Raw genomic sequence first — 24,309 nt, 5'->3', positions numbered from 1 at the left:
CCGCGCGTGGCGGCCGTACGAGTCGTACGAATAAGCCCTTGCGCTCCGCGGCCGGGGGGCGTTCGGGCAAGGCGCGGCGATCGGCCGGGGAGGCCCGCTCCGCGGCCAGTGGTCGTTCGAGCGAGGGCCGTCGGCCGGCCGGGGAAGCCCGCCGGACCGCCTCTGGCCGGCCCGCCGCGGGCACCGGCCGGCCCCGTTCCTCCTCCGGCTCCAGGCAGGCCGCGCGGGGGACGGCCCGCAGTGCGCGCACCGTGACGACCCAGGAGGGGCATCCGTCGCGCTCCGGCGCGCGTCGACGCCCGGCGGCCGCCGGCCGCGGTCGCGGGACGACTGTGGGCTCCGCCGCCGGGGGACCGGGTCGTCCCTCCGGTTCCCGGCTGCGACGCGCGGCCGCCGGCATCCCGCCCCGACCGCGGTACTGGCTTCGCTGGCTTCTGGTCATCGCCATCGCTCTGGCGGTCATTGGTGCCCTCGCCTACGCGATGATCGCCGGTGCCGGGTGGGTCCGCGGCACCATTCGCAGCCAGGACGACGCCGAGGCCGCCAGCCAGGTCCGCACCGTCTACCCCGCTCCCGTCGCCTGCGATGACGCTCATCTCCGCATCGCCATGGACGCCCCCAAGGAGACCGCCGTCGGCGCCGGCATGAGCATCGACGTCACGCTCACCAATGAGGGGGACGACGCCTGCCTCCTCGATATCGGCGGCGCCTCCCTGGGCGCGGTCATCAGCTCGGGCGACCAGACCGTGTGGGACTCCACCGCCTGTCCGGCCGACCCCACTGAGCGTCCTCTGCTCGTCGATGCCGGGGAGTCCGCCGACGCCTCCTTGAGGTGGAGAGGCGCCTCCGCGGAGGCCGGTTGCTCCCCTCCGCCCCCGAGCCCGTCCCCCTCCCCGACTCAGAATCCGGAGCAGAGCCCGACTCCCGGCTCGACGCCGGAGGCCTCGGCGAGCCCCGAGGCCGGCGCCACGGCGACTCCGTCACCGGTTGATCCGAGCGTGGCCGCCGCGGGCACCTACCGGATCCACCTGCGGCTCGGCGGCACCGACGTCACCGGTGAGCAGGTTTTCGTCATCAAGTGAGACGGGGCGGGTTGAGGCCGGGTGAGATCGAGAGGGCGCGGTGGGCCCGCGCGCCCCGCCCTCACGCGTAGCGGTCGACGATGGAGACCTCGGCCAGTCGCGAGAGCCCGTCGCGCAGGGTGCGCGCCTGCCCCGCGTCCACGCCGTCCGCGGCTTGGAGCTCCTCGACCGTCGCGCCGAGGATCGCCTGGAGCGAGTCCCAGGTGCGCACGATCGTGCGTGCCGTCGACAACGGCAGACGCGGGATCTTCGCGAGGATCCGCAGTCCCCGCGGCGAGATCGAGGCATCGAGCTCCTGGCCGTCGTCGCCGCCGATGCCCATGGAGCGGGCGACCATGGCCATGTCGAGCAGTGCGGGGGAGCCCACCCACTTGAGTCGGGCGTCGACGGCGGCCGTGTCCAGCCCCACCGGCAGGTAGTCGGACAGGAGGAAGTCCCGCTCCGCCATGAGACCGCGTGTGAGCTCTTCGAGCTGGAGGGCGAGCAGACGCCCGTCGGTGCCGAGCTCGACGACGTAGCCGTCGATGTCCGAGGCGATGCGACGCACCATCTCCAGCAGCTGGAGGACCGAGGTGACTTCGCGGACGGTGACGAGATCCTCGATCTCAAGGGCGTCCAGGCCCGCCGAGGTCTCGTCGAGACGCGCTTTGTACCGCTCCAGGGTGGCCAGCGCCTGGTTGGCCCGGGCGAGGATCGCCTCACTGGGCTCGATGACGTGACGCCTGCCGTCGACGTACAGGGAGATGATCCGCATGGACTGGCTCACGGAGATGACCGGGTAACCGGTCTGGCGAGCGACGCGCTCGGCCGTGCGATGACGCATCCCGGCCTCGGCGGTCTCGATGGATGCGTGGGGGAGGAGCTGGACGTTGGCGCGCCGGATGCGTCCCGCGGTGCGGTCCACGACGACGGCGCCGTCCATCTTGGCCAGCTCGCGCAGCCGCGCGGCGGAGAGCTCGACATCGAGGTTGAATCCCCCCGACGAGATCGACTCCACCATCTCGTCGTAGCCCAGCACGATGATCGCCCCGGTGCGACCCCGCAGGATGCGCTCCAAGCCGTCGCGCAAGACGGTTCCGGGTGCGACGAGCGTCAGGGTCTCGCGCACCAGGTTGCCGGGCTTGCCGGTCGGTTCAGTCATGCACATCTCCAGGCGGGGACGATGGGGCTGGGGCACCGATCGGCGCCCCGAGGGCCAGGTGGCGTCATCGTATCCGGGTCCCCGTCGTCCCGCTGTGAGGCGCATCGCGCACGGCTGCGTGCCCGACGCACGTCCCCCGCGCCCGTGCAGGACTCGCGCAGTGGTCTCCGAGTGCCCGCCACTGCTCCGGCACGGCCGTCCCCCGGCATCCCGGTCCCGGCTTCGCCTCGTCATTCCGGCCTCGGTCTCCAAACCCCGTCATCTCAGCGCCTCAACTGCGGGGCAGGGCCGCTCCGACCGCCTCGCCCAGGTGCCCCACCGGCAGCACCCGCATGCCGGTGACGGCGCGCAGTTCCTCCGAGCCCGCCAGGGGCACGATCGCCCGATCGAAGCCCAGTCGCGCGGCCTCCGCCAGGCGCCGCTGGATACCGACCGTTGCGCGGACCTCCCCGGTCAGGCCGACCTCCCCGAAGGCGACCAGCCCCGCGGGCGTGGGAAGGTCGCGCGCTGCGCTGACCACGGCGAGGGCCACCGCCAGGTCCGCGGCGGGCTCGACCGCGCGGGCGCCTCCCACCGTGGAGACGTACACGTCCGAGCCGGAGGTGTCCACGCGCATACGGGCCGTGAGCACCGCCAGCGCCATGGCCACGCGCGAGTGATCCACCCCCGAGGTCGTGCGCCGCGGCGAACCGGCGGTGCCGCCCGCCACGAGCGCCTGAACCTCGACCGGCATGGGGCGGCGCCCCTCCAGGGTGACGGTCGCGCAGGTGCCCGGCACCTCCGAGCGCGCTGCGGACAGGAACAGGCCCGAGGGGTCGGCCAGGCCGATGATGCCGCGTTCGCCCAGGTCGAAGCAGCCGACCTCGTCCGTTGGCCCGTAGCGGTTCTTCACCGCGCGCAGCAGTCGCAGGCGGGCGTGGCGGTCCCCCTCGAACTGGCAGACGACATCGACCAGGTGCTCGAGCACACGTGGACCGGCGATCCCGCCGTCCTTGGTGACGTGACCGACCAGGAGGACCGGTATTCCACGCTCCTTGGCCACGGCGATCAGGGCCCCGGCGACCGCTCGCACCTGGGCGACACCGCCTGCCGAGCCCTCGATCTGCGCCGAGGCGATGGTCTGCACCGAATCGACCACGAGGAGCGAGGGTCCGGTCGCCTCCACCTGGCCGAGCAGCGCCCCCAGCTCGGTCTCCGCCGCGAGCAGGAGCGCCGGGTCGATTCCACCGATGCGCTCCGCCCGCAGGCTGACCTGGCTCGCGGACTCCTCGCCGGTGACGTAGAGGACGGGGCCCTCGCTCCGCCGACGGGCCGCCGCCGCGGCCTTGGCGGCGACGTCGAGAAGCAGGGTGGACTTGCCCACCCCAGGCTCGCCCGCCAGCAGCACGACGGCACCGGGGATGATCCCACCGCCCAGAACCCGGTCGAGCTCGCCGACGCCGGTGGGACGGGCGCGGGCCTCCTCGGCGCTGACCTCGCCGATGGGACGGGCCTCGACGGCGGGGGGCACGACCCGAGCGCGGGCCGGGGCGACTCCGCTCGCGATCGGAGCATCGGACCCGGGAGCCTCGATGAACTCCTCGAGCGTGCCCCAGGCCCTGCACTCGCGGCACTGGCCGAGCCACTTGGGGCTCGTCCAGCCGCACTCCGTGCACACGTAGGAGGTGCGTGTCCTGGTGCTCTTGGTCGAAGCCATGGTGCCAGGCTAGCGAGCGCCACCGACACGAATCGGCCGTGGAGGGGAACGGTCGCCGGGCTCGCGAGACCCCGGTCGGCACGCCGGCGGCCGGGCTCAGCTCCTTCGCGATCCGTCCTGGCCGTACGGGGGCCGGACCTCCATCGGAGGCGTCTGACCGTAGCCAGAGGTCGGCCGCCAACCGTAGCCCGAGTCGCCCGAGCCGCGCTCGGGGGTCCGAGGCTGCTGGGCCTGCCCCGTACCCGGAGGGCGGGGCCTGGGCCTGCCCGTACGCGGAGGCCGGGGCCTGGGCCTGCCCGTACGCGGAGGGCGGGGTCTGGGCCTGCCCGTACGCGGAGGCCGGGGCCTGGGCCTGCCCGTACCCGGAGGCCGGGGCCTGGGCCTGCCCGTACCCGGAGGCCGGGGCCTGGGCCTGCTGGGACTGGCCGTAGGACGCCGCCTCCTCCGAGCGGGACATCTGCTGGCCGTATCCCGCTGGAGCGGATTCCGCTGGACCGGCCGGGCCGCCGTACGAGGAGGGGCCCGATTGGCCGGACGGATTCGTCACCGGCATCGCACCCCGCCCCGGGGCGTTCGGATCCGGGCGCGACTGACGCCGCAGGAGTGCCTCATCGATCAGCTTGACCAGGCCCACCAGGACGAGTGTGGGGAAGATCAGCACGATGTAGGGGATCCTCACGCGACCGGTGGCATTGGTGGTGATCCAGACGAGGATGCCGAGGGTCAGTGCGATGCCGAGGATGATCGCGACCACCAGCAGCGGGTAGTACGCGGCGGAATGGGTCTTGTTCTGAGGGTTCTGAATGCTCTGAGGCGGTTGGGCTGTCATGACTGCTCGTTTCCCTGGAGTTCGCCATCGGCCGGTCTGGTGGACCGGATACGGCGGCACGCGGCGGAGCACGGGGACGATACCGGGGTGCCGATGGGATGGGCGCCCGTCATCTTAACGGCGCGCGGGGCCGGGAGGAACCGGCTGAACCCCGTTCGGGCGCGGCTCACGCGTCCTTCAGGACGGCGCGCGCAGTCGCCTCGTCGGTGACCAGGGCGGACAGGTAGCCGCCGCGCAGTGCGGCTCGGATGGCCACGATCTTGTCGGGACCCGCGGCCACGCCGACGACGAGCGGGATCTCCCTGAGCCGCTCGGGGTCGAGGCACAGGGTGCGGTCGCACAGGGCGGTGTGCACATGGCGGCCGCTCGCATCGAGGTGGTGGCCGCACACGTGCGCCACCACATTCCGCTGGCGGCACTCGCGCACGACCTCGGGGGTCATCCAGCGGCGCAGCAGGGGACTGACGGAGGTCCCGACGGTGCCCACACCGGTCAGGGCGATGTCGCTGCGCGCCGCGAGCTCCAGCGTCGTGGCGACCTGGTCCTCCTCGCGCACGGCTCGGGCCAGGGTCAGGGAGTCGAAGACGAGCGGCACGGTCAGGGAGCGGAAGCGGCCGCCGAGCCGCAGGGACAGGTTGCGGCACACGTCCGGTCCGTCCTCCGTGTTGAAGGACTCCCCGACGCTTCCGAGCATGGCCACGGCGGTCGAGGAGGGCCAGCTGCGCTCGGGCGTGTGATGCACGACGGCGGCCACGGCCCGCCCGTTGGACACCGCGATGACGCTGTGCGGCCCGCAGCTCTCCAGGAGCAGATCGGCGGCGGTGCGGGCGACATCGGGCCCGATGTCGGATCCGTTGCCCGGCGTCGCCTCGCTCACGCGGGCGGTCTTGAGCCCGAAGGCGTCCACGAGTCGCTTCTCCAGGGCCATGAGGCGCTCGATGGGGTGCGCCACGGTGACGGTGACGACGCCGACCCGGCGCGCCTCGGCGAGCATGCGGGAGATCGTCGGGCGGGAGTAGCCCGTACGGCGGGCGATCTCCGTCTGACCGAGGCCCTCATCCCAGTACATGCGGGCGACCTCGAGCAGCAACGATGCGCGATTGCGAGTCAGGTTACCGCACATGCGTTCATTGTAGGGGGATCGTGATGGTCTCCGCTCCAGTTCTAGACTCGTCATTCTGGTTCTTCCTTGATCGCGCCGAGATCACACGTGCACAGATGTGCGCAGAGAGGCTCCAGGTCTCGACGACGGGTCCATACGTTGGTCTCGTCGGGCAGCGGTCTCGGGACCTGGTTCGGGACCTGGTCCTCGGAGCTCGGCCGTCGTGCCCGCACCGTTCACCGATCAGTTGTTCGAAGGAGAGCACCATGGGCATCGTCCGCACCATCCACGGCGACGTCGACCCCTCGACACTGGGCGTCGTCAACGCCCACGACCACCTCATCCGCGTCGGCGCGGGCGAGGTCTACATCGACCCCGACCACCTCCTCATCGACGAGGACAAGGCCGTTCAGGAGGCCACCTACTTCGTCGAGGCCTCCAAGCGCTTCGCACCGAGGGCAACTATCGTCGATATGTGCCCCGCCTCCTCGGGGCGCGGCGTCCTCAAGCTCCGCAGGGTCGTCGACCGCGTCCCCGACCTCCAGGTCGTCCAGACCACGGGCTTCCACCAGCAGAAGGTCTACCTGGAGTGGCGCCAGTCCTGGGTCAACCAGTACACCGTCGCCGAGATCGCCGACCTGCTCATCGCCGACATCGTCGAGGGCGTCGACGCCAACGACTACATGGGCCCCCTGGTCAAGCGCACCGACATCAGGGCCGGCTGCATCAAGTGGGCCACCGCCTACGGCCGGATCACCGACTGGGAGGTCAAGACCGGCGAGGCGGTCGCCATCGCGTCGAAGGAGACCGGTGCCCCGATCAACACCCACGTCACCGCCGGCACCTGCGGCCCCGAGCAGGCCCGTTTCCTCATCGAGCGGGGCGTGGCGCCGGAGAAGATCGCCATCGGCCACATCCAGCGCAACTGGGACCCGTGGATCCAGGAGCAGATCGTCGGGCTCGGCGCCTACGTCGAGCTCGACGGCACCAACCGCACCAAGTACGTGCCCGACAACGCGCGCGTCAACCTCCTCAAGGTCCTGGGCGAGAAGGGCTACGGCAGGCAGATCCTCCTGGGCACGGACTCGGGCAAGGCCTCCTACCAGAAGGTCTACGGCTCGGTCTCCGGCATCGACTACGACCCGGCCGTCTTCTGCCCGCGCCTGATCGACGACGAGGGATTCGACCCGGACTACGTCCAGGACCTCCTGGTGAACAACGCCGCCGCCTTCTTCGCCTTCGAGCCCCTGGCCGGCTGAACGGGGGCGCATCGAGATGACACCCGACCTCCAGATCGCCCTGGACACCGTCGACCTGCCCGGTGCGCTCGGCCCCCTCCAGAAGGCCGCCCCGCACGTCGACATCATCGAGTGCGGCACCATCCTCGTGCTGTGCGAGGGCTACCACGCCGTGCGCGCCATCCGGGCCCTCTTCCCGGACAAGCGGATCCTCGCCGACGTGCGCATCGCCGAGGCCGGCTCCAAGATCGCCCGGCTCGCCTTCGAGGCCGGCGCCGACCTCGTCTCCTGCGTCGCCGGGGCCTCCCTGACCACCATCGAGCAGGTCTGCGACGTCGCCGCCGAGTTCGACGGCGAGGTCCAGGTCGAGCTGGCCGACGAGTGGTACGACGCCGACCGGGCCCGCGCCTGGCGCGAGGCCGGCGTGCGCCACGTCATCGTCAAGCGGTCCCGTGACCGCGAGGCCGCCGGCGACCTGTCCTGGAAGGACGAGGACATGGACCGCGTCGATGAGCTCGCGGCCATGGGGCTCACCGTCACCATCACCGGCGGGGTCAGTGCCGAGGACCTCCCGGCCTTCGCCGGGCGCGGCGTCGGCATCGTCATCGCGGGACGCGCCATCGTGGGAGCCGACGACCCGGCGGCGGCGGCCGCGCGACTGCGCGAGACCCTGCACGAGGTCTGGTCATGAGCGCCGCCCCCACCGCGAGGGCCGAGCCGCCCGCCCACGGCGACCTGGTCGACGGCCTCGCCCTGGGCATCTACGAGAAGGCTCTCGTCTCGAGCTCCCTCAGGACGGCCGACGACTGGCGGGCCCTCCTCGCCCAGGTGCCGACGGCGGGCTTCTCCTTCCTCGACCTGTCCATCGACGAGTCCCCCGAGCGGGAGGCCCGCCTGGAGTGGGACGCCGCCGCCTGCCGCCGGGTGCGCGATGCCGCCGACGCGGTCGGCACCGACATCGGCGGGATCTGCCTGTCCATTCACCGCAGGATCGGGCCGGGGTCGGCCGATCCCGCCGTGCGCCGTCGGGCGCGCGAGGTCATGGCCCGCGGACTTCAGGTGTGCCACGACCTCGGCGTCCCGGTCATCCAGATCGCCGGGTACTACTGCTACTACGAGGACCCGGGCCCCGATGCGGAGCGCTGGTACGGCGAGCTTCTCGCCGACGCGGTCCCCATGGCCGCCCGCCTGGGCGTGGTCATGGGCATCGAGAACGTCGACGGCACCGACGTCACCTCGATCCGCAAGGCCATGGAGTTCGTCGACGCCGTCGGCTCCCCGTACCTCCAGGTCTACCCCGACCTCGGCAACATCGCCGAGCAGCAGCTCGACCCGGCCGTCGAGCTGACGGCCGGGGAGGGGCACATGGTCGCCATGCACGCCAAGGACGTCCGCCCCGGCGAGCCCCGACGCGTCGAGATGGGCGCGGGCACCGTCGACTGGAGTCGCTCCTTCGAGCTGCTGAGAGCCCAGCACTGGGCGGGTCGCCTCATGATCGAGATGTGGAACGACGACGCTCCCGACTCGGTCGCCAGATGCATCGACGCCCGCGAGTTCATCGAGGACAGGGCGGCTTCCGCCGGGATTCCGGTCCTGGCGCCCTGAGCCGTGCACGGCCCCGGCAACAGCTCCAGCACAAACCCCACCACAACATCGCGGCGCGGTCCCCGGGCCCGCCGCGGACGGACCGGCGACGGCCGTCGGAGAAGGAATCGAACAATGACGTACGACCTGACAACCATCGGCGAGGGACAGATCCGACTGACGTGCGAGCGCGGTGATCGGCTGGCCACCGCCCGCTCCCTGCGCATGACCGCTGCGGGCTCCGAGGCGAATGTCTCGGGCCTCCTGTCCGAGCTCGGCCGTTCCACCGCCTGGGCGACCAAGCTCCCCAGGGGCGAGCTGGCCGACCGCATCGCGCTGGAGTACTCCGCCGTCGGCGTGGACATGAGCCACGTCGTGCTCGCGGACGAGGGCCGCGTGGCCCTCTACTTCCTGGAGCCGGGCGAGTTCCCACTGCCCGGCAAGGTCACGTACGACCGCCAGTACACCCCCTTCCGGTCCATCACGCCCGACGACTTCGACTGGGACGCCCTGCTCGACACCCGGGTCGTGTTCCTCACCGGCATCACGGCGGCGCTCACCCCGCAGACCGCCGCGGTGGTGCGCTACGCCGCCGACGCCGCCCACGACAGGGGCGTCGACGTCGCCCTCGACGTCAACTTCCGCTCCCTGCTGTGGAGCGGTGAGCAGGCGCGCGACGTGCTCGGGCCCATCGCCCGGAGGGCGGCGATCCTGTTCTGCTCGCGCTCGGACGCCGGCATCGTCTTCGGCATCGAGGGCGAGGGCGCGGACGTGTGCCACGCCCTGCGCGAGGAGATGGGGGTGCCGACAGTCGTGTCCACCGACGGGCGCGCGGGCACCTACCTGTCCACGGCGCGCACGGAGCGCGTCTTCGAGATCAAGTCCGTCCCGGTCATCGACCGGCCCGGTGCCGGCGACTCCTTCGTGGCGGGCACGATCCACGGCTGGCTCGACGGCGACGTCGAGCGCGGCATCGAGATGGGCACCAAGGTGGCCCAGCTCGCCCTCACCCACCACGGCGACCTCACGCACGTGCGCCCCGGCGAGCTCCTGGCTCTCCACGGCTCGGATATCGTGCGCTGAGACGGCGCCGCCCCTACAACGAGATTGGTTCACACCATGAGCATGCAGACACGTGCGGAGAGCGGCGCGGCGCCGATTGGGCGCACCGCTCCCGAGCAGATCGACAACCATCGCCTCACCGGGCACCAGAAGTCCCTCATCGGGATGGCCATCGTGGGCAACGTGTCGGAGTTCTTCGACCTGTTCCTCATCGGCTTCATCGTCAACCTGCTGATCGAGGCCCCGGGCTGGAACCTCACCGGCTTCCACTCCGGCGTCATCCTCGCGGGCGCGGGCCTGGGCACAGTCCTCGGATCCATCACCTGGGGCCGGCTGGCCGACGTGTGGGGGCGCAAGCACGCCTTCATCTGGTGCATCGTCGTCCTCGTCGTCTTCACCGCCGCCTCCGCCTTCACCCCGGTCAACGGCTGGGTCCTGCTGGCCATCCTGCGCACCGGCGTCGGGTTCGGCGTCGGGGGCCTCAACATCACCTCCGTGCCCTTCGTCCAGGAGTTCGTGCCCGCCAAGCAGCGCGGCCTCCTGTCGGGCCTGACGAGCGTCTTCATCCCGGCGGGCATCTTCCTCGGCGGCCTGGTCACCAAGTACTTGGGCGCCGCCCTGGGCTGGCGCGGCCTCATCGCCGTCGGCTGCATCCCCATCATCCTGCTGGCCTGGGCGCGCATCATCCCCGAGTCCCCGCGCTTCCTGCGCTCCAAGGGGCGCGATGAGGAGGCCAAGGCGGCCTACGCCTGGGCCATGGAGATTCCCGTGGAGCAGGTGGCGGACCTCCCGGAGCCGCCGAAGGAGGCCTCGGCCTCCTACGCGGTCGTCTTCACCAGGTACCCCCGCCAGCTGCTCGTCGTGGCGCTGGGCTCCTTCTCCTTCATCCTGGGCTCCTTCACCGTCCAGTCCTGGGGGCAGACGCTGCTGGGGCAGTCCTTCAAGTTCGAGGTCAGCACGGTGGCGACGCTGTTCATGCTCGTCTCGCTGGGAGATCTGCTGGGGCGCCTGGGCTCGGCCTGGATCTCCGACCGGATCGGACGGCGCTGGACGATGTTCGGCTGCGGCATGATCGGCGCCGTGGGGGCTCTCATAGCGGCCTTCTCGACCCGCATGGTCCACGGGGACGAGATCGGCAGCGCCGGTTACGTGTTCTTCGCGGGCATCTTCATCGTCATGATGTTCGGCGACGGCGCCTTCGGCATCCTCAACGCCTTCGGCGGCGAGCAGTTCCCGACCGAGGCCCGCTCCACGGGCCTGGGACTGGGGTACGGCATCGGCGCCATTGCCAAGGTCGTCGGGCCCTACTTCGTGGGGGCCCTCATCGGGGGCAGCGCGCTGACCGCCGAGGTGGTCTTCCTGCCCTTCATCGTCTTCGCGGTGCTGCTCTTCCTCGGGGGCATCATCTACCTCTTCGCCCGCGAGACGAAGGGGACCTCCCTGGAGGACATCTGAGCAACCCCGAGATCGGTTCAGTTCCGCACCGAGATCGGTCGAACTCCGTGCCGAGATCGGTTCAGTTCCGCACCGAGATCGGTTCGGCGGCGCCCGCTCCCGACGAGTCGGGCATTCCGGGGCGAGTCCGATGACGACGCCGTTGTCGGACTCGCCCCGGAACGCCCATCTGGACGCCAACCCGCATTATTCCAGGCGAAGCGAAACCTCCGCCTCATCTTCGGCACCTCAACGATGGAAACTCGAGACTGGATCAGGGGTAGGCGCGGGGGTCGAGGCTGGCGGTGAAGTGGGCCCTGGTCATCGACGTGGTCCATAGACGTTTCCGGGTGCGGATGTTGCCTCGCGTCCGTCGATCGGTTGGGTCGTACCACTTGGCGGCTTCAATCTTCGTGGTGGTACGGGCGGCGTTGTCGAGGGCGGGGGCCAGGTCGGTGTCCCGAGAGGCGAGGACGACGACGTCACAGAGGCCTGAGCGGGCCAGGTCGACCAGGGCGAGGGCGCAGAGGACGTCGACGCCCTTCTCTCTGCGGGAGGCGCGTACGGGAACCTTGACACCGTCCCGGTACTCCCAGGAGTACTTCAGGGGGCGCAGGGTTACCCTGACCACATCATGGTGTCCGCGCCCCCACTCGGCCTTCTGAGCGAGGTTGCGCCGGTAGGCGTTAGAGTCGTCTTCCTGGATCGGTAGGCCTCGAAAGACCTCGACATGTTTGACTGACGTGTGGTAAATGTCCTCGCTGATCTTGGCGTTGCGCGCCTGCGTGAGCTGGCAGGCGAAGCGGAATGGGTCGATGAGGCCCTCTTCGGGCGGGCGTCCGGGGAGGAACGGGGATGCTCCTGTGAGGTGACATTCTGGTAGTCGACGACGACTGCCATCGTCAGGTCGTGGAAGCCTCCCAGAAAAAGTTAGACCCCGCCAGTCCCGAAGGACGGCGGGGAGTTATGATGTAAAGAGTAGGCAGGCATGATCACCACAGGCAAGAGTGACGTGCACCACTAGTGGGAGTGTCTTGCGGCTACCGGCTTCCCTGCTCGGCGTGCTGAGGGCTGCTGGGTGATGGATTGCCCGGGGTGGGGTGGGCTCGTAGCAGGTTGAGTGCGGCTCTTTGCTGGTCGGGGTCGACGGCGAGCGGCTGTTGGTCGATGCGCTCATGTCCCCGCTGAGGCGCAGAAGGAGGAGGAAGTTGGGCGTATGAATGGTGGTATGAAGGCATGAGGGGTGGGGCATCAGGGGTGCCCCTGACGCCCCACCCCTCAAGTTCATTTCCCAAGTGCGTCCGGTTGGCGGGGAGGGGAGAGCCTCGACCGCCTCATGGCCGGGATCTGCCGTTCCATCGGCCGCTCACACCACGTCGGTGATCGCACGCACCAGCTTCTTCGAGCCGCACTCGGGATTCGTGCACACCCTATTCGCTACGTAGACCGTCGGCCCCGCAATCACCTGAACCGACGAGCGAACCCGAATTTCACGCACCGGCGCTCCGCAGGTCCCACACGGCTCCAACTTGTTTTCCATCGTACTCTCTGCCATCAGTGGTCTCTTTCGAATCTGAGCGCCCGCAGCCCCGTGCTGCGAGCAACCTCTATTCTAGAGGGAGGGCGGGTCGATATAGTTCTTGCACCACATGATGCGGCGCCACCGGCACTGCGCGGTATAGTGGGTGTGGCGGGCGATGGTGGCGGGAATGCTCGTCAGCCGCGGGCGGATCATCCTGGGCTCCCGGCGCGGGGTGGGGTGCCGGTCAGGGCGAGCATCTAGGACCGGGCGAGAAAGTCGCTGGCCGGGGCCGCGCACACCGCCAGGTCCGCCATGATCATGCCCGGATCGTGAATCGCCCATGGCCGCCGCCACGGCGACAGGGCCCGCGAGACCTCGTCGTCCAGGCCGGTGGCTCGGATGGCTTTGGTCAGCAGTCTGGTCCCGGCCAGCCCCGCCGCAGGCGCGTGGCCGGACTCCACGCCCGCAGCCGGGCGCGCCCCGGTAGTCTCCCGCCATGAAGGTGTTTTTCCCCTGGAGTTCTCGGATCTCAGCAACCCGCATTATTCCAGGCGAAGCGGCACCTCCGCCCCATCTTCGGCACCCTGACGATGGAAACTCGAGACTAGATCAGGGGTGGGCGCGCGAGGTCGTTGGCGACGGATCGTACGAGTCGCTTTTCTCGTCAGTTCGTCATTCGCGTCGGTGTCGTCCGGTTCGGTGGGTCTGGGGTGGTGGGTCGTCGTCCGGGAGGTCGGGGGTGGGGGCGAGGCGGTTCGTGGGCGGTTGGGGCTGTTCGGTCGGGCGGGGGAGGCCTGCCGTCCCGGGCCACTCGGGTTGTTCTGCCTGTCGTGCCGCGTCGGGCGTGCTGGTCTGCTGGGGCTGTTGGGCTCGTTCGGCTTGTCTGGCCTGTTCCGCCTTGCGTTCCAGTCTGGCTCGTTCGGCGCGCCACCAGCGCTTGTCGGCCTGCCAGTCGGGATACATCCACCTCGGCAGCCGGAACGGGATCAGGCCCAGCAAAAACAGTGCCATCGATGAAACCGTGCCAAAAAGAAGAAATAGTTGCCAGGGCTCTTCCGTAAGACCTTCTGGGTTCATCAACAGCATTCCCCCACCGAATGTGAACATCATGCCTCCGGCGGGTTCGATGAGTGCGATGGTGTTTCGGCCCAGGTCGAAAGAGTCCTTCGTTATGGAGCGGCACAGGTCGGCGTAGTCGCAGTCCGAGAACATCTCGAACCACCAGTTCACCAGCGTCAGCCCGCCCAGCACCAGACAGCCGATGCCGCCCCACATGCTCTCAGTCATATGCGGTCCCTAGATCTATTTCTGTCGGTGAAACAAATTATGGATTCCTTTATTGGCTGCATCGGCAAGCGATTTTCCTGCGGTGGAGCCTACAGCCCCGCCGACGACGCCGCCGATAATACCCCCGACCGCGGCCCCGACCGGACCGCCCACGCACACGCCAATGGCTGCGCCCGCTTTCGCCCCGAGCACCCCGCCGGCCCAACCGCCTCCAGCGGCACCAGCACCCGACAATCCTGCCCGGGTGACCTTCTCCCCCTCGCCGATGGACGGATTGTGCGAGTCCTTCTCCCACTGCTCGTGGGCGCTGACCGCGAAGGAGAGCACATTGCTGGCGCGTCCCGCCCACTTCAGGGCGGGGGCGGCCCGCCGTGCCGCATTAACGGCCTTGGCTCCCACGGATCCCTCGGCGGACTTGGACGGATCCCAGTTCGAGAGCTTGCCGTCGCGTATCGCGTGCCTCCACCGGCCGACGGCCCTTCCCTTGTTGGACTTGTGAACGGCCCCGATCACCGTGCCGTCTTTGAGCTTGGTCGACAGGCGCGGGTCGGCGTGATGCAGGCCGATCCCCTCCACAAGCTTATTAATGTCCTTAGCGCGGCTGACGCCCCACGTCGTGACGCTCATCGCACCGATGGCGCCGCCGTTCTTGGTGTCGGGGGCGAAGAATCCCTCCGCTGCTTTCGTTACGGGATCCTTCGTACCGCGATCATTCGTGAGCGCGGAGCATGCATTCGTGAAGGCCTGGCGCGCCTCGGTCTCTCGATCGCGGATCTCGCTGGTCTGAGTCGACAGCGTATCGTACAGGGCCTTCTTGTCCTGCTCGTCGGCATATATCTCCATTGCTGCGGAACTGCTCGGGTCGGGCCCGAGCGGGAAAGAGGAGGTCGGTTCGAGCACAGTCTCCCCGGAGACCGTCAGTTCGCCGGTGGTGGCCTGCTCGCGGATCCCCTCCAGCTCCGTCTTGATGCTGCTCAACGCGCACGCCAGATTGTTCAGAGCGGTCCTGTAGCTGTCCATATCCCCGACCAGTCCCTCGCAGCTGGTGACCATCGCGCTGATCGAGGATGTGGCGGTCGTGATCGTCTCGCCGCTCTCCTCGGCCAGATCCTTACGGGCGCTGATCAGGTCGTCCTCGGCGCTGTCCACGGCCGTCTTCACGGTGTCAATATCCGCCACCGAGCTGAAGATGTCAGCCGGAGTCGCATCCAGATGAGTGTCGATTGCCATTGTGGTCGCCTCCGTGCGCGATCGTCGTCAGTAAGAGGTGTTTCGTTTGGAGCAGGAGATGGGGGCGGGAGATGGAGGAGGAGGGCAATCTGACTCGCGCCGAGGAGGGGCGCCCCTCCTCGGCGCGCCCTCCTCGCGGGTGCCGGTGCGGTTCCGGTCAGCCCCTGTCCGCCGACGGGACGCCGCTGGCGACGGCCTCATCGGTGTCCCGCATCGTGGCGTTGGCGGTCGACAGGTTGCTCGAATTGAGCGGTATGTTGGTCTGCAACGACGAGAGTCCCGACTGCAGATTCGAGACCACCGTCGCCGCCGACGACGCCGACCACCCGCACCCCGACGGCGGCTCCACCGTCTTGCCGCTGATCTCGCCACTCGCGGCGTCCAGGTCCTTCACGGCCTGCGACACCTGCTCACCGTTCCACGCCAGCCGATCCGGCATTCGACGACCTCCTGCTGCAGCATCATGGACACGACAAGTTATGACGAGTCCTGAACAAACGTCGACGCTACCACTCGAGCCGGATCCAGTCACGGGGGTGTCCACTTCACGGCCGGCGTCGCCGTGCGAGCGCCCGGGCCGCCCGAACTCGGGCCGGGGGAGGGCGAGGGCCCATTAGGATGGCTCCATGGTCGCGGGGAGCCGGCGCGCGGATGTCGAGATCCTGCTGCGGGTCTCCAGGATGTACTACGAGCAGGGCCTGATGCAGTCCGAGATCGCAGCGCGTATCGGGTACTCCCGCCCCCACGTGTCGCGCCTGCTCGCCCAGGCGCGCGAGCGGGGCATCGTCCGCGTCTCGATCTCCCATCCCCTGGAGCGGATCCTCGCGATCGAGGCGGACCTGCGACGTCGTCTGCCCATCGCGAGCATCCGCGTCGCCGAGGTGCCGGACTCCGACACGATGGGGGCGATCGGTCGGGCGGCCGCGGAGCTGCTGGCCGACACCCTGCTGGACGGGCAGGTCCTCGCGGTGGGCAACGGGCGCTCGATCGCCGCGGTGGCGCGCCACCTCCAGCCGCTCACCCGGGTCAACTGCACCGTCGTGCAGCTGCTCGGATCGATCCCGGGAGGGCTCCCGGAGTGGGGGCGGGACGCCCCGACCGTGTGCAGCAGGATCGCGGAGAGGCTCGGGGCGAAGATGTCGCGGATGTCCATGCCCCTGATCGTCGATAACCCCGCTCTCCTGCCCTCTCTCATGCGGGAGGAGAAGGTCGCCACGACCCTCGCCCTGGGCGCCCGCGCTGATATGGCCATGGTCGGCGTCGCCGGCATCGAGGCGCGCGGTCCGGGCAATATCCTCGCCGAGTACCTCACGCCCGATGTGGTGCAGGCGATTCAGCGGGGGAGCGCCGTCGGGCACATCCTCGACCATCACTACGACATGAAGGGGGATCACGTGGTGACGCCCCTGTCGAGGCGCACGCTCGCGCTCCCGCTGGAGGACCTCAAGCGGATCCCCATGGTCGTGGGTGTGGCCGCCGGAGCCGAGAAGGCGGATGCCATCATCGGGGCCGTCCGGGGCAGGATCATCAGCTCGCTCGTCACGGACTACGAGACGGCCGCGGTGATCCTCGCGGCCCTGTAGCCGGTCGCTCCATCACGAGCGGCCTGCCGCGGGGAGTCGGTCGGTCGGGGTCGGGCCGGACGGCGCCCCGGCCGGACACGGCGCCTTCGGGCCAGCGCTTCGGCCGGACGTCGCTCGCCGGCCCGGCGCTCCGGGCCGGCGAGCGGCTCCTCGCCCTGGCCGGAGCCGGTGCCGGATCAGCGCTCCGGCCGCGTCTCGGCCGGAGCGGAGGCGATGCCGGCGAAGATGAGGCGCCCGACGACGGAGCCGCCGTCGAGCACCCCGATACTGCGCTCGGCCGAGTAGGCGGCCCGTCCGTGGACGGCCTCCATCTGCCGGGTCGCCTCCGATCCGGCGGCAGCGGCGGCCGCGGCATCGCGCAGCAGGGCCCTCTCGGCCTCGGCGTCGCCGGCGGCCCGAGCCGCCCCGCCGCGCAGCACCTCGACGCCGGGCACCAGGGCGTCGATGATCGTCTTCTCCCCGGGCCTCGACTCCGCCTTGTCCATCATGTTCTGCACGCCCGCATCCAGGGCGCCGACGGCGGCGATGACGTCGACCTCCTGGTTTCCACGCAGGCGCTTGGCCATGCCCATGAGCCCGAAGGCGAGAATCGTGCCGAGCGACGAGGGGGCCGCCTCGTTGAGCACCTTGCCGCCCCGACGCAGGAGCCGCCCGAGGTCGGTCTCCTCGCCCGACTCCAGGGACTCGGCGAAGAAGGCGGCGGCGGCCCTGAAGCCGTCGTCCATCGAGATCCCCAGGTCGCCGTCCCCGTTGACCTGGTCGAGACGGACCAGGTAGTCCCGGTTCTGCTCCATCAGCTCGCTGATCGACGAGAAGATCCGGCTCAGAGTCCGTGCGTTGAGCATCATGTCCTCCCTCGTCGTCACTTGTTGGCGTTCGTGTAGAACGGGGTGGAGGCCGGGGCCCGCAGGAGTCGCTTGAGCTCCTCGTCGAGTTTGAAGACCGTGACGGACAGCCCCGCCATCTCCATGGAGGTCGCGAACTCGCCGATGTGCGGCATGACGACGGTCACGCCGCGCTTCCTCAGGAGGGAGGAGACCGACCGGTAGACGATGAGCTGCTCCTCCAGCGGGGTGCCGCCCAGGCCGTTGACCATGACGGAGACCTCGTCGCCGTCGGCGAGCGGCATGTCCGCCTCGATGGTTCGGATCATGCGCGTGGCGATCTCCTCGGCGGTCATCATGGGCTCGACGGCGATTCCCGCCTCGCCGTGGATCCCCATGCCGATCTCGATCTCGTCGTCGCCGATGGTGAAGGTGGGCTCCCCGGCCTTCGGGACGATGCAGGGGGAGAGCGCCACCCCCATGGTGCGGATATTCGCCAGGGCCCGCTCGGTGACCTCGACGACCTCGTCCAGGCTCCGCATCTCATCGGCGGCCGCGCCCGCGATCTTGTAGGCGTAGACGATCCCGGCGACGCCACGGCGCTTGTCCGCCCTCTCGGCGGGGGAGGAGGCGACGTCGTCGCGTCCGAGGAGCTGCCTGGTCTCGATGTCGTCGAACTCGACGTCCTCGCAGGCCATGCGGAAGTTGAAGATGTCGCCGTTGTAGTTCCCGTAGAGGCACAGGACCCCGGCGCCGCTGTCGCACGCCCGGATCATGTCGGCCATCTTCTCCGCCGAGGGGGAGGCGAACACCTCCCCCACAGCGCAGCCGTCGATCATGCCCTGGCCGACGTAGCCGAGGAACAGCGGCAGGTGCCCCGAGCCCCCGGCCGTGACGATGCCGACCTTCCCCTCCTTCTTCGGGTGCGTCGAGACGAGCACCCGGAAGTCGCCTCCCAGCAGCTCGACGCGATCGCCGTAGGCCGCCTCGATGCCCTCCATGGTGTCGCGCACGAACGTGTCCGCGCTGTTCAGTATCTTCTTCATTCTTCCTGTCCTCATTCTCTGCGTCGTCTCGTCTTCTCCCCGCCGCAGTCCCGGGGCCGATCCGCGCGGCCCCGGGGCCGGGCTCAGCCGCGGGGGAGGCCGATCTGCGCGGGGTACTCCCACTTGCGCAGCTCGGCCTGATCGAAGCAGTCGGGCTCCGCGCCGCCGCCCGCGGTCAGGGCGTGGTGGTAGAGCTCGGCGAGCTCCTCGATATAGGCGGCCTTCAGGAAGGCCTCGTAGATGGTGCGATCGTCGATGGCGACGGTGCCGTGCTTCTCCAGCAGGATGCAGTCGGCCTCGGCGGCGGCCTCGCGGACGTGGCGCGCGAGCTCGGGGGTTCCCGGGCGCCCGTAGGGGGCCACGGGGATCCGGCCCCGGCTCAGACCCAGATTGGCCACCTCGTAGACGATCGCCGGGATGGGCCTGGCCAGGACGGCGAAGGACGTGGCGTAGGGCGAGTGGGTGTGGACGATCGCGCGCGCCTCGGGCCGGGCCTTGTAGATCTCGATGTGCATGAGCACCTCGGAGGTGGGGCGCAGCCCCGAGTCGTTCTCGACGACCTGCGCGTCGAGGTCCATGACGACGACGTCGCGCGGGCTCATCTCCTCGCGGTCGAGGCCCGTGGGCGACACGACGAGCAGCCCGCTCTCCGCATCGCGGATGGAGAAGTTTCCGGACTTGTGCTTGCACAGGCCGTCGCGCTGGGCGCGCTTGGCGATGGTGCACAGGTCCTTCTTGAAGGGTTCCAGCATGACGTGCTCCTTTGAGGAATTCGATGAGGTTGCTGCGAGATTTCTGCCGGTGATGATTTCCGCGGATGGGCGATGAGAGCGCTACGCGGACACGGTGGCGGTGCCGGTATCGGCCTCGGCCCGGCGCGCCGCGTTGCGCTCGACGACGAGCTCGCGCGAGTACAGGACGAAGCAGACGAGCCAGACGGCGAGGACGATCAGCGGCAGGACGTTGCCCTCGACCGCCTGCATGAGGTGGGAGATGGCGTAGGTGAAGACCGGCGCATCGATCGACGAGTTCGAGATGAGCTGGCCGTCGGCCAGATCGACGGCCTTGGTGGAGTTGGCCAGCTCGGTCATGAACGGGGCGAAGGCGGTGCCGACCCACAGGAACACCGGGGCGAAGATGGTGCACTGGATGAGCATCCGGATGATGTTCCCCTTGGAGACGAAGTAGGCGGCCACCGCGATGCAGACGTTGATGATGCCCGCGAACGGGAGGATCTTGTTCCCGGGCAGGAAGAAGGAGTAGAGCAGGGTCACCGGGATCGTCCAGATGACGGCGAGCCAGATCTCGTTCGCCCCGCCGAGGAAGGGCCAGTCGAGCCCGACGAAGAGCTGACGGTCGTTGAATCGCTTCTGCATGAACTCGGAGATGGCGTTCGAGATGGGCTCAAGAGCCTGCATGAAGTACTTCGAGATCACCGGGAAGAGCGTGAGGGCGGTTGCCGCCTGGATGCCGAGCGTCAGCGTGGCGGCCACGTCGAATCGCGCCAGGACTCCGAACAGGATGCCCAGGATGAAGCCGAGGATGTGGTTCTCGGCGAAGATCCCCACCTTGTCGCGCAGGTCATTCGCATTGAACGAGCGGTTGAGCGCGGGGATCCTGCGCAGCAGCCAGTCGATCGGATACATCGGCGCGGCGAGGAAGACCATGCGGTGCGTGATCGTGACGCCGGGGATCCCCGACATCGTCTCGACGCGGTACTGGTGGAAGTCCGCGGCCTTGAGCTCGAAGACGGTCTGAACGGCCGCGATCACGAAGGCGAGCACGACCGAGCCCGTGATGTAGTAGACGGCCACCGCCGTGAAGATCTTCCCCCAGACGTTCCACAGATCGGCGTTGAAGGTCTCGGTCTGCCTCAGCAGGATGAGAGCGATATTGATGCCGATCACCAGGGGGAACATGAGGAAGGCGTAGGGCCATGACCAGGAGATGGTGGACATGGTCGTCCAGCCGCCGTCGGTGATGGGCAGATCGACGCCGACGGTCTCCGACATCGCCTGGGCGGCGGGGGTGATGGCGGCGGTCATGTAGCTGATGAGCATCGTCATCCCGGAGAATGCGACACCGAGGGTGATGCCCGCCGAGACGGCGTCCTTGACCCTCATGCGCACGAGCAGACCCGCGACGATGATGATGAATGGGACGAAGATCGCCGCTCCCAGTGAGAGCAGGAAGTTCACCGAGCCCTGAAGAATCTGCATGATGTTCTCCTTCCGAGGTCGTGCGGTGGCGCGGCTCGCGACTCAGCGGTCGCCGTTCGCCCTGATGGCGTCGATCAGCTTGGACAGCTCCCGGTCCTGCCCCATTCCCGTCAGGAAGGCGATGCCGTTGATGACCGGGATATCGCGCTGCTTGGTCTCGCGGACGATGGTGATGTAGGCGGCCGCCCCCTCGAGGTGGCGATCGACGGACTTCAGATCGACCGCCTGGACGTCCGCGTTGATGCGCGCCTCCTTGAGGAGGCGGTCGACCTTGCTGGCGACGGTCTGAGAGGTGGCGACGCCGCTTCCGCAGGCGACGATGACTTTTGCGCTCATCGTGAGGCTCCTTTGCCGAATGGTGGGGTGGGGTTGGGGTTTTGCAATGGGTGTGGTCGAGGTCGTGGCGGGCGCGGTCGAAGCGGGTGCGATGGAGCCGATCAGGCGTCGAGGCCCGACATGGTGGCCAGCGCGGCGACGTACTCGTCCTCGGTGCGCGCTCGGTCCAGCCTCTGCATGAAGCCGGGGTCCTGGAAGTTCTCGAGAAGGATCTGGAGGACCTCCACGTGCCCGTCCTCCTTGGTGAAGCCGAGCATGAAGATGAAGCGGACCGCGTGGGTCTCGTCGTTGTTCGCCATCTCGTGCCAGGTCACGGGGGACGCGAGCCTCGTCGAGGCGATGAACGGCTCGATGATGTGCTCGGCATCGGAGTGCGGGATGGCGATGGCCTCCGGCTGCGTCGGAAGCGCTGTCGGATAGGCCCGCTCGCGCGCTTTGACGGCTGCCGGGAACGACTCTTCGACGTAGCCGAGTCCCAGGAGCCTGTCGCTCATCCGATTGAAGAACTCGTCCTGATCGGCGACCTCCCAGTCCAGCTGGACGAGATCGCGCTTCAGAAGATCGCGCTGCATGGTTCCCTCCTCGATCGTGCCGGGGGATCGGTGCGCCGCAGTGCGCCTCGCTCCGGCCGGGGCTCCTCCTCGAGCACGGCCTCGACCATAGGCGGGAGGAAGGCGAGACGATAGACCCTCCATGTACATATGTGCCCGTCTCGGAGGAGTCTCCTCTGGACAACCTGTGTTAACCGGGGAAATGCCTGAGATCGTCGAGACCTGACCCGGTGCACATGTACATATGTGTCGGGGCGGAGGGGGCTGGGGCGTCCTGGGGCGCCGGCGTCGTCGGCGCCCGCACTCCGCGCCGGCGCGGGTCGGCCGGGCCCGCGCCGAGATCGGTTCAGTTCCGGCTCGAGATCGGTCGAGTTCCGCGCCGAGATCGGTCGAGTTCCGCGCCGAGATCGGTCGAGTTCCGCGCCGAGATCGGTCGAGTGGCCCGGCTCCGGCGCGTAGAGGGTGAGATATCTCGTCCTCGCCCACGTCGGGGCCGGTGCTGCTCAGGTCCGGTGGCGGACGATGCCCCGGATGGATGTCATCGCGCAGTAGGGGAGCTTCCCGTGCAAGGTGACCGCGGCTCGTGCGGTCCGCGGTCACGCAGAGCCGCGGCGTCCGGGGTCGTGGGACCCGCCGCGCCGTCGCGGGGTCGTGCGGTGGTCGAGCCCTGAGCTGCCGTCCGCCCGAGGACTCAGCGCGCGAACGTACCTTTGCAACTCGAACGGAGGCTTCTCCCGGACGACCGATGCTCACCCTCAGCCGTCCGGGAGAAGCCTCCGTTCACGTGACGAACCGCCGTTGCCGATAGGGGCTGCGGCGATCCGCAGCATGGCGGCGGCCGGACGTCCTCGGGGCCGTGACCCGTGGAGGCCGACGTCGTCCTTCGCCACCATTCCCGGCGGCGCGGCACGGCCGATGGAACCCGCGAGGCCGACATCGAGCCCTTCGCCTGCGAGACCGGAAGCCGAGGGGCGGCGGCTGCGAGGGCGGAGGACGGACGGGGCCGGGCCTGCGGTCAGTCGGCTCACCGGTTCCGCTCCGAACCGATCTCGGGCCGGAACTGAACCGATCTCGGTGCGGAACTGGACCGATCTCGGCGGGGCCGCTCGGTGCTGTCGGTGCTGTCGGTGCTGTCAGTGCTGTCAGTGCTGCCCGTAGACGTTCTGGTAGCGCTCGTTGAGCCGGTCGATCAGATCCTGGTCGATGAGCGTGATCTCGCCGCCGGCATGGGCGATGTGGACGGTGCGGGCGACCTCCTCGCACATGGCGGCGGCCTTGACGGCGGCGCGCGCGTCCTTCCCGATGGTGAAGGGGCCGTGGTTGGCCATGAGCACGGCCGGCGACTTCGAGTCCGCCAGGGTCTCGACGATGCCGCGCCCGATGGAGTCGTCGCCGATGAGGGCGAAGGGGCCCACGGGGATGGGGCCGCCGAACTCGTCGCCCATCATGGTCAGGGCGCAGGGGATGGGCTCGCGGCGCGCGGCCCAGGCGGTGGCGTAGGTGGAATGGGTGTGGACCACGCCGCCGACCCGCTCCATGTGCCGGTAGACGTAGGCGTGGGCGGCGGTGTCCGACGACGGCGAGAGGGACTCCGGCGTGCCGTCGTCGATCTTGGTCCCCTCGAGGGTGCACACGACCATGGTGCCGGCGGTCAGCTCGTCGTAGGAGACGCCCGAGGGCTTGATGACGAACAGATCGGTCGTGACGGTCTCGCCGCCGCGGGTGAAGGTGACCCGCTCCGAGACATTGCCGGCGGTCCACACCACCAGTCCCCAGCGGGGCAGCTCGGCGTGCAGCAGTGCCACCCTCTCGCGGGTCGCGGCCACCGCCTCGCGCACCTCGGCGTCGAGCTCGGACAGAACGATCCTCTTGGACGGCTTGGACGACTTGGACGACTCGGACACGATGCTCTCCTATCTTTCGCTGATTCCTCACCGGTTTCCGCCGGTCGTGGGGCTCGCCCCGGAACGGGCGGATCCTGCGGACGCTGCCCACCCTGCCGTCTTCGCCGCGGCATGGCATCGGCCGTGGTGAACGAACGTGCACACGGGGGTCCGGAGGAGACGCGCGGCATGGAGCTGCGCCGTCCGCCCGCATGCTGCGGACGGACGGCGCGGCGCTGGAGGAGTACCTGGCCGACATCGTGTTCCGCGATGCGCGGGGCATCACGATCACCTCCGCGCCCGAGCAGATCGAGGAGTGCGCCCGCGCCCTCGAGGTCTTCGCACGGGTCCTGCCCGTCCAGGCCGCCGCCGTGGCGGCCCTCTGAGAACCCCGCGCCCTGGCTCCCGCCTCCGCTCCTCGTCCCCTCCCCCCCCCGGCTTCCGCCCTCTTCTTCCCCGTCTGGTCGCCGACTCCGTCCGGTCCCGACGACGAGACGGGGGTCATCGCGCAGTGGCGACTGCCACGTGGATGCATTGCCTGACGCTGTTGCCCCTGAGATCGGTCTGCCATTACTTTTTACCGAGGCGAGCCTGACCTAATAATGCGTCCGCTGCTCCGCTCGCGCGGTGCTCCCGGCGCTCCGCTCGCCCAGTGCTCCG

24 protein-coding genes are annotated in these 24,309 nt (G+C 69.3%); 8 read left to right on the top strand and 16 right to left on the bottom strand.

The window, feature by feature from the left end:
• Positions 1-251 precede the first annotated feature (251 nt).
• Positions 252-1,082: a hypothetical protein gene (locus G448_RS0111625; protein ID WP_156911023.1), complete on the top strand. Its 831-nt coding sequence runs from the start codon at positions 252-254 to the stop codon at positions 1,080-1,082.
• A gap of 61 nt (positions 1,083-1,143) precedes the next feature.
• Here the strand turns inward: G448_RS0111625 and disA are convergent, their stop codons facing one another.
• From disA to G448_RS0111605, 3 genes are all read right to left on the bottom strand, one after another.
• Positions 1,144-2,223: a DNA integrity scanning diadenylate cyclase DisA gene (disA, locus tag G448_RS0111620; protein ID WP_026408122.1), complete on the bottom strand. Its 1,080-nt coding sequence runs from the start codon at positions 2,221-2,223 to the stop codon at positions 1,144-1,146.
• 271 nt (positions 2,224-2,494) lie between these two features.
• Positions 2,495-3,919 carry a DNA repair protein RadA gene (gene radA, locus G448_RS0111615; protein WP_026408121.1) on the bottom strand — a complete coding sequence of 475 codons (1,425 nt, stop codon included), beginning with the start codon at positions 3,917-3,919 and terminating at the stop codon, positions 2,495-2,497.
• Between the two features lie 995 nt (positions 3,920-4,914).
• Positions 4,915-5,871: a sugar-binding transcriptional regulator gene (locus G448_RS0111605; protein ID WP_034495102.1), complete on the bottom strand. Its 957-nt coding sequence runs from the start codon at positions 5,869-5,871 to the stop codon at positions 4,915-4,917.
• 245 nt (positions 5,872-6,116) lie between these two features.
• On the opposite strand from G448_RS0111605, the gene G448_RS0111600 reads away from it, so the two are divergent.
• The 5 genes from G448_RS0111600 to G448_RS0111580 all read left to right on the top strand — a co-directional run bounded on the left by G448_RS0111600 (position 6,117) and on the right by G448_RS0111580 (position 11,189).
• Entirely contained in the window at positions 6,117-7,109 is a 993-nt protein-coding gene (locus tag G448_RS0111600) for a phosphotriesterase family protein (RefSeq protein ID WP_026408119.1), read from the top strand.
• Between the two features lie 16 nt (positions 7,110-7,125).
• A complete protein-coding gene (locus G448_RS0111595; protein ID WP_026408118.1) occupies positions 7,126-7,779 on the top strand; it encodes a 3-dehydro-L-gulonate-6-phosphate decarboxylase in 654 nt (217 codons plus the stop codon).
• Positions 7,776-8,693 (top strand): L-ribulose-5-phosphate 3-epimerase, encoded by a 918-nt coding sequence (locus tag G448_RS0111590; RefSeq protein WP_051268968.1) that lies wholly within the window; start codon positions 7,776-7,778, stop codon positions 8,691-8,693. The genes G448_RS0111595 and G448_RS0111590 overlap by 4 nt, the downstream gene beginning before the upstream one ends.
• 114 nt (positions 8,694-8,807) lie before the next feature.
• Entirely contained in the window at positions 8,808-9,755 is a 948-nt protein-coding gene (locus G448_RS0111585; RefSeq protein ID WP_026408116.1) for a sugar kinase, read from the top strand.
• A gap of 36 nt (positions 9,756-9,791) precedes the next feature.
• Positions 9,792-11,189 (top strand): MFS transporter, encoded by a 1,398-nt coding sequence (locus G448_RS0111580; protein WP_051268966.1) that lies wholly within the window; start codon positions 9,792-9,794, stop codon positions 11,187-11,189.
• A gap of 253 nt (positions 11,190-11,442) precedes the next feature.
• On the opposite strand, the gene G448_RS18885 is transcribed toward G448_RS0111580, so the two are convergent.
• From G448_RS18885 to G448_RS0111550, 6 genes are all read right to left on the bottom strand, one after another.
• A complete protein-coding gene (locus G448_RS18885) occupies positions 11,443-11,799 on the bottom strand; it encodes a PIN domain-containing protein (protein WP_245572309.1) in 357 nt (118 codons plus the stop codon).
• Between the two features lie 981 nt (positions 11,800-12,780).
• Positions 12,781-12,903: a hypothetical protein gene (locus G448_RS19035; RefSeq protein WP_281170954.1), complete on the bottom strand. Its 123-nt coding sequence runs from the start codon at positions 12,901-12,903 to the stop codon at positions 12,781-12,783.
• A gap of 44 nt (positions 12,904-12,947) precedes the next feature.
• A complete protein-coding gene (locus tag G448_RS16390) occupies positions 12,948-13,151 on the bottom strand; it encodes a hypothetical protein (RefSeq protein WP_051268965.1) in 204 nt (67 codons plus the stop codon).
• Between the two features lie 211 nt (positions 13,152-13,362).
• Complete coding sequence (locus G448_RS16385; RefSeq protein ID WP_211228004.1) at positions 13,363-13,977, bottom strand: cell envelope integrity protein TolA; 615 nt, start codon at positions 13,975-13,977, stop codon at positions 13,363-13,365.
• 15 nt (positions 13,978-13,992) lie between these two features.
• The gene (locus G448_RS0111555; protein WP_026408114.1) at positions 13,993-15,207 is read right to left on the bottom strand and encodes a hypothetical protein; all 1,215 of its coding nucleotides are present in this window, start codon (positions 15,205-15,207) and stop codon (positions 13,993-13,995) included.
• Positions 15,208-15,364: 157 nt separating this feature from the next.
• Complete coding sequence (locus tag G448_RS0111550) at positions 15,365-15,646, bottom strand: hypothetical protein (RefSeq protein WP_026408113.1); 282 nt, start codon at positions 15,644-15,646, stop codon at positions 15,365-15,367.
• 187 nt (positions 15,647-15,833) lie between these two features.
• On the opposite strand from G448_RS0111550, the gene G448_RS0111545 reads away from it, so the two are divergent.
• A complete protein-coding gene (locus G448_RS0111545; RefSeq protein WP_026408112.1) occupies positions 15,834-16,790 on the top strand; it encodes a sugar-binding transcriptional regulator in 957 nt (318 codons plus the stop codon).
• Positions 16,791-16,966: 176 nt separating this feature from the next.
• Here G448_RS0111545 and G448_RS0111540 read toward each other — a convergent pair whose 3' ends face one another.
• From G448_RS0111540 to G448_RS0111505, 7 genes are all read right to left on the bottom strand, one after another.
• Entirely contained in the window at positions 16,967-17,638 is a 672-nt protein-coding gene (locus G448_RS0111540; protein ID WP_211228003.1) for a dihydroxyacetone kinase subunit L, read from the bottom strand.
• 14 nt (positions 17,639-17,652) lie between these two features.
• Complete coding sequence (locus tag G448_RS0111535) at positions 17,653-18,660, bottom strand: dihydroxyacetone kinase subunit DhaK (RefSeq protein WP_026408110.1); 1,008 nt, start codon at positions 18,658-18,660, stop codon at positions 17,653-17,655.
• A gap of 83 nt (positions 18,661-18,743) precedes the next feature.
• Complete coding sequence (locus tag G448_RS0111530; protein WP_026408109.1) at positions 18,744-19,412, bottom strand: class II aldolase/adducin family protein; 669 nt, start codon at positions 19,410-19,412, stop codon at positions 18,744-18,746.
• 81 nt (positions 19,413-19,493) lie between these two features.
• On the bottom strand, positions 19,494-20,879 hold the full coding sequence (locus tag G448_RS0111525; RefSeq protein WP_026408108.1) for a PTS galactitol transporter subunit IIC: 1,386 nt from the start codon (positions 20,877-20,879) through the stop codon (positions 19,494-19,496).
• Between the two features lie 42 nt (positions 20,880-20,921).
• Positions 20,922-21,215 carry a PTS sugar transporter subunit IIB gene (locus G448_RS0111520; RefSeq protein WP_026408107.1) on the bottom strand — a complete coding sequence of 98 codons (294 nt, stop codon included), beginning with the start codon at positions 21,213-21,215 and terminating at the stop codon, positions 20,922-20,924.
• Between the two features lie 101 nt (positions 21,216-21,316).
• On the bottom strand, positions 21,317-21,787 hold the full coding sequence (locus G448_RS0111515) for a PTS sugar transporter subunit IIA (RefSeq protein ID WP_026408106.1): 471 nt from the start codon (positions 21,785-21,787) through the stop codon (positions 21,317-21,319).
• A 1,121-nt stretch (positions 21,788-22,908) separates the two neighbouring features.
• Entirely contained in the window at positions 22,909-23,631 is a 723-nt protein-coding gene (locus G448_RS0111505) for an L-ribulose-5-phosphate 4-epimerase (protein ID WP_026408104.1), read from the bottom strand.
• Between the two features lie 230 nt (positions 23,632-23,861).
• Between G448_RS0111505 and G448_RS18235 the strand changes: the two genes are divergently transcribed.
• Positions 23,862-24,035: a hypothetical protein gene (locus tag G448_RS18235; RefSeq protein WP_156911022.1), complete on the top strand. Its 174-nt coding sequence runs from the start codon at positions 23,862-23,864 to the stop codon at positions 24,033-24,035.
• Positions 24,036-24,309 lie beyond the last annotated feature (274 nt).

Origin of the sequence: Actinomyces gerencseriae DSM 6844 (assembly GCF_000429265.1) — a bacterium.
GTDB lineage: Bacteria > Actinomycetota > Actinomycetes > Actinomycetales > Actinomycetaceae > Actinomyces > Actinomyces gerencseriae.
The sequence above is the reverse complement of the archived record's forward strand: the minus strand, read 5'-3'. Positions and strand labels throughout refer to the sequence as shown.

Bases quoted from the DNA above. Each gene is read 5' to 3' on its own strand.
- G448_RS0111600 (WP_026408119.1), top strand. From the start codon at position 6,117: ATGGGCATCGTCCGCACCATCCACGGCGACGTCGACCCCTCGACACTG.
- G448_RS16385 (WP_211228004.1), bottom strand. From the start codon at position 13,977: ATGACTGAGAGCATGTGGGGCGGCATCGGCTGTCTGGTGCTGGGCGGG.
- G448_RS19035 (WP_281170954.1), bottom strand. From the start codon at position 12,903: ATGATCCGCCCGCGGCTGACGAGCATTCCCGCCACCATCGCCCGCCAC.
- G448_RS0111590 (WP_051268968.1), top strand. From the start codon at position 7,776: ATGAGCGCCGCCCCCACCGCGAGGGCCGAGCCGCCCGCCCACGGCGAC.
- G448_RS0111530 (WP_026408109.1), bottom strand. From the start codon at position 19,412: ATGCTGGAACCCTTCAAGAAGGACCTGTGCACCATCGCCAAGCGCGCC.
- G448_RS18235 (WP_156911022.1), top strand. From the start codon at position 23,862: ATGCTGCGGACGGACGGCGCGGCGCTGGAGGAGTACCTGGCCGACATC.
- G448_RS0111540 (WP_211228003.1), bottom strand. From the start codon at position 17,638: ATGATGCTCAACGCACGGACTCTGAGCCGGATCTTCTCGTCGATCAGC.
- G448_RS0111535 (WP_026408110.1), bottom strand. From the start codon at position 18,660: ATGAAGAAGATACTGAACAGCGCGGACACGTTCGTGCGCGACACCATG.
- G448_RS0111605 (WP_034495102.1), bottom strand. From the start codon at position 5,871: ATGTGCGGTAACCTGACTCGCAATCGCGCATCGTTGCTGCTCGAGGTC.
- radA (WP_026408121.1), bottom strand. From the start codon at position 3,919: ATGGCTTCGACCAAGAGCACCAGGACACGCACCTCCTACGTGTGCACG.
- G448_RS0111595 (WP_026408118.1), top strand. From the start codon at position 7,126: ATGACACCCGACCTCCAGATCGCCCTGGACACCGTCGACCTGCCCGGT.
- disA (WP_026408122.1), bottom strand. From the start codon at position 2,223: ATGACTGAACCGACCGGCAAGCCCGGCAACCTGGTGCGCGAGACCCTG.
- G448_RS0111545 (WP_026408112.1), top strand. From the start codon at position 15,834: ATGGTCGCGGGGAGCCGGCGCGCGGATGTCGAGATCCTGCTGCGGGTC.
- G448_RS0111555 (WP_026408114.1), bottom strand. From the start codon at position 15,207: ATGGCAATCGACACTCATCTGGATGCGACTCCGGCTGACATCTTCAGC.
- G448_RS0111550 (WP_026408113.1), bottom strand. From the start codon at position 15,646: ATGCCGGATCGGCTGGCGTGGAACGGTGAGCAGGTGTCGCAGGCCGTG.
- G448_RS0111520 (WP_026408107.1), bottom strand. From the start codon at position 21,215: ATGAGCGCAAAAGTCATCGTCGCCTGCGGAAGCGGCGTCGCCACCTCT.
- G448_RS0111515 (WP_026408106.1), bottom strand. From the start codon at position 21,787: ATGCAGCGCGATCTTCTGAAGCGCGATCTCGTCCAGCTGGACTGGGAG.
- G448_RS0111525 (WP_026408108.1), bottom strand. From the start codon at position 20,879: ATGCAGATTCTTCAGGGCTCGGTGAACTTCCTGCTCTCACTGGGAGCG.
- G448_RS0111580 (WP_051268966.1), top strand. From the start codon at position 9,792: ATGAGCATGCAGACACGTGCGGAGAGCGGCGCGGCGCCGATTGGGCGC.
- G448_RS0111585 (WP_026408116.1), top strand. From the start codon at position 8,808: ATGACGTACGACCTGACAACCATCGGCGAGGGACAGATCCGACTGACG.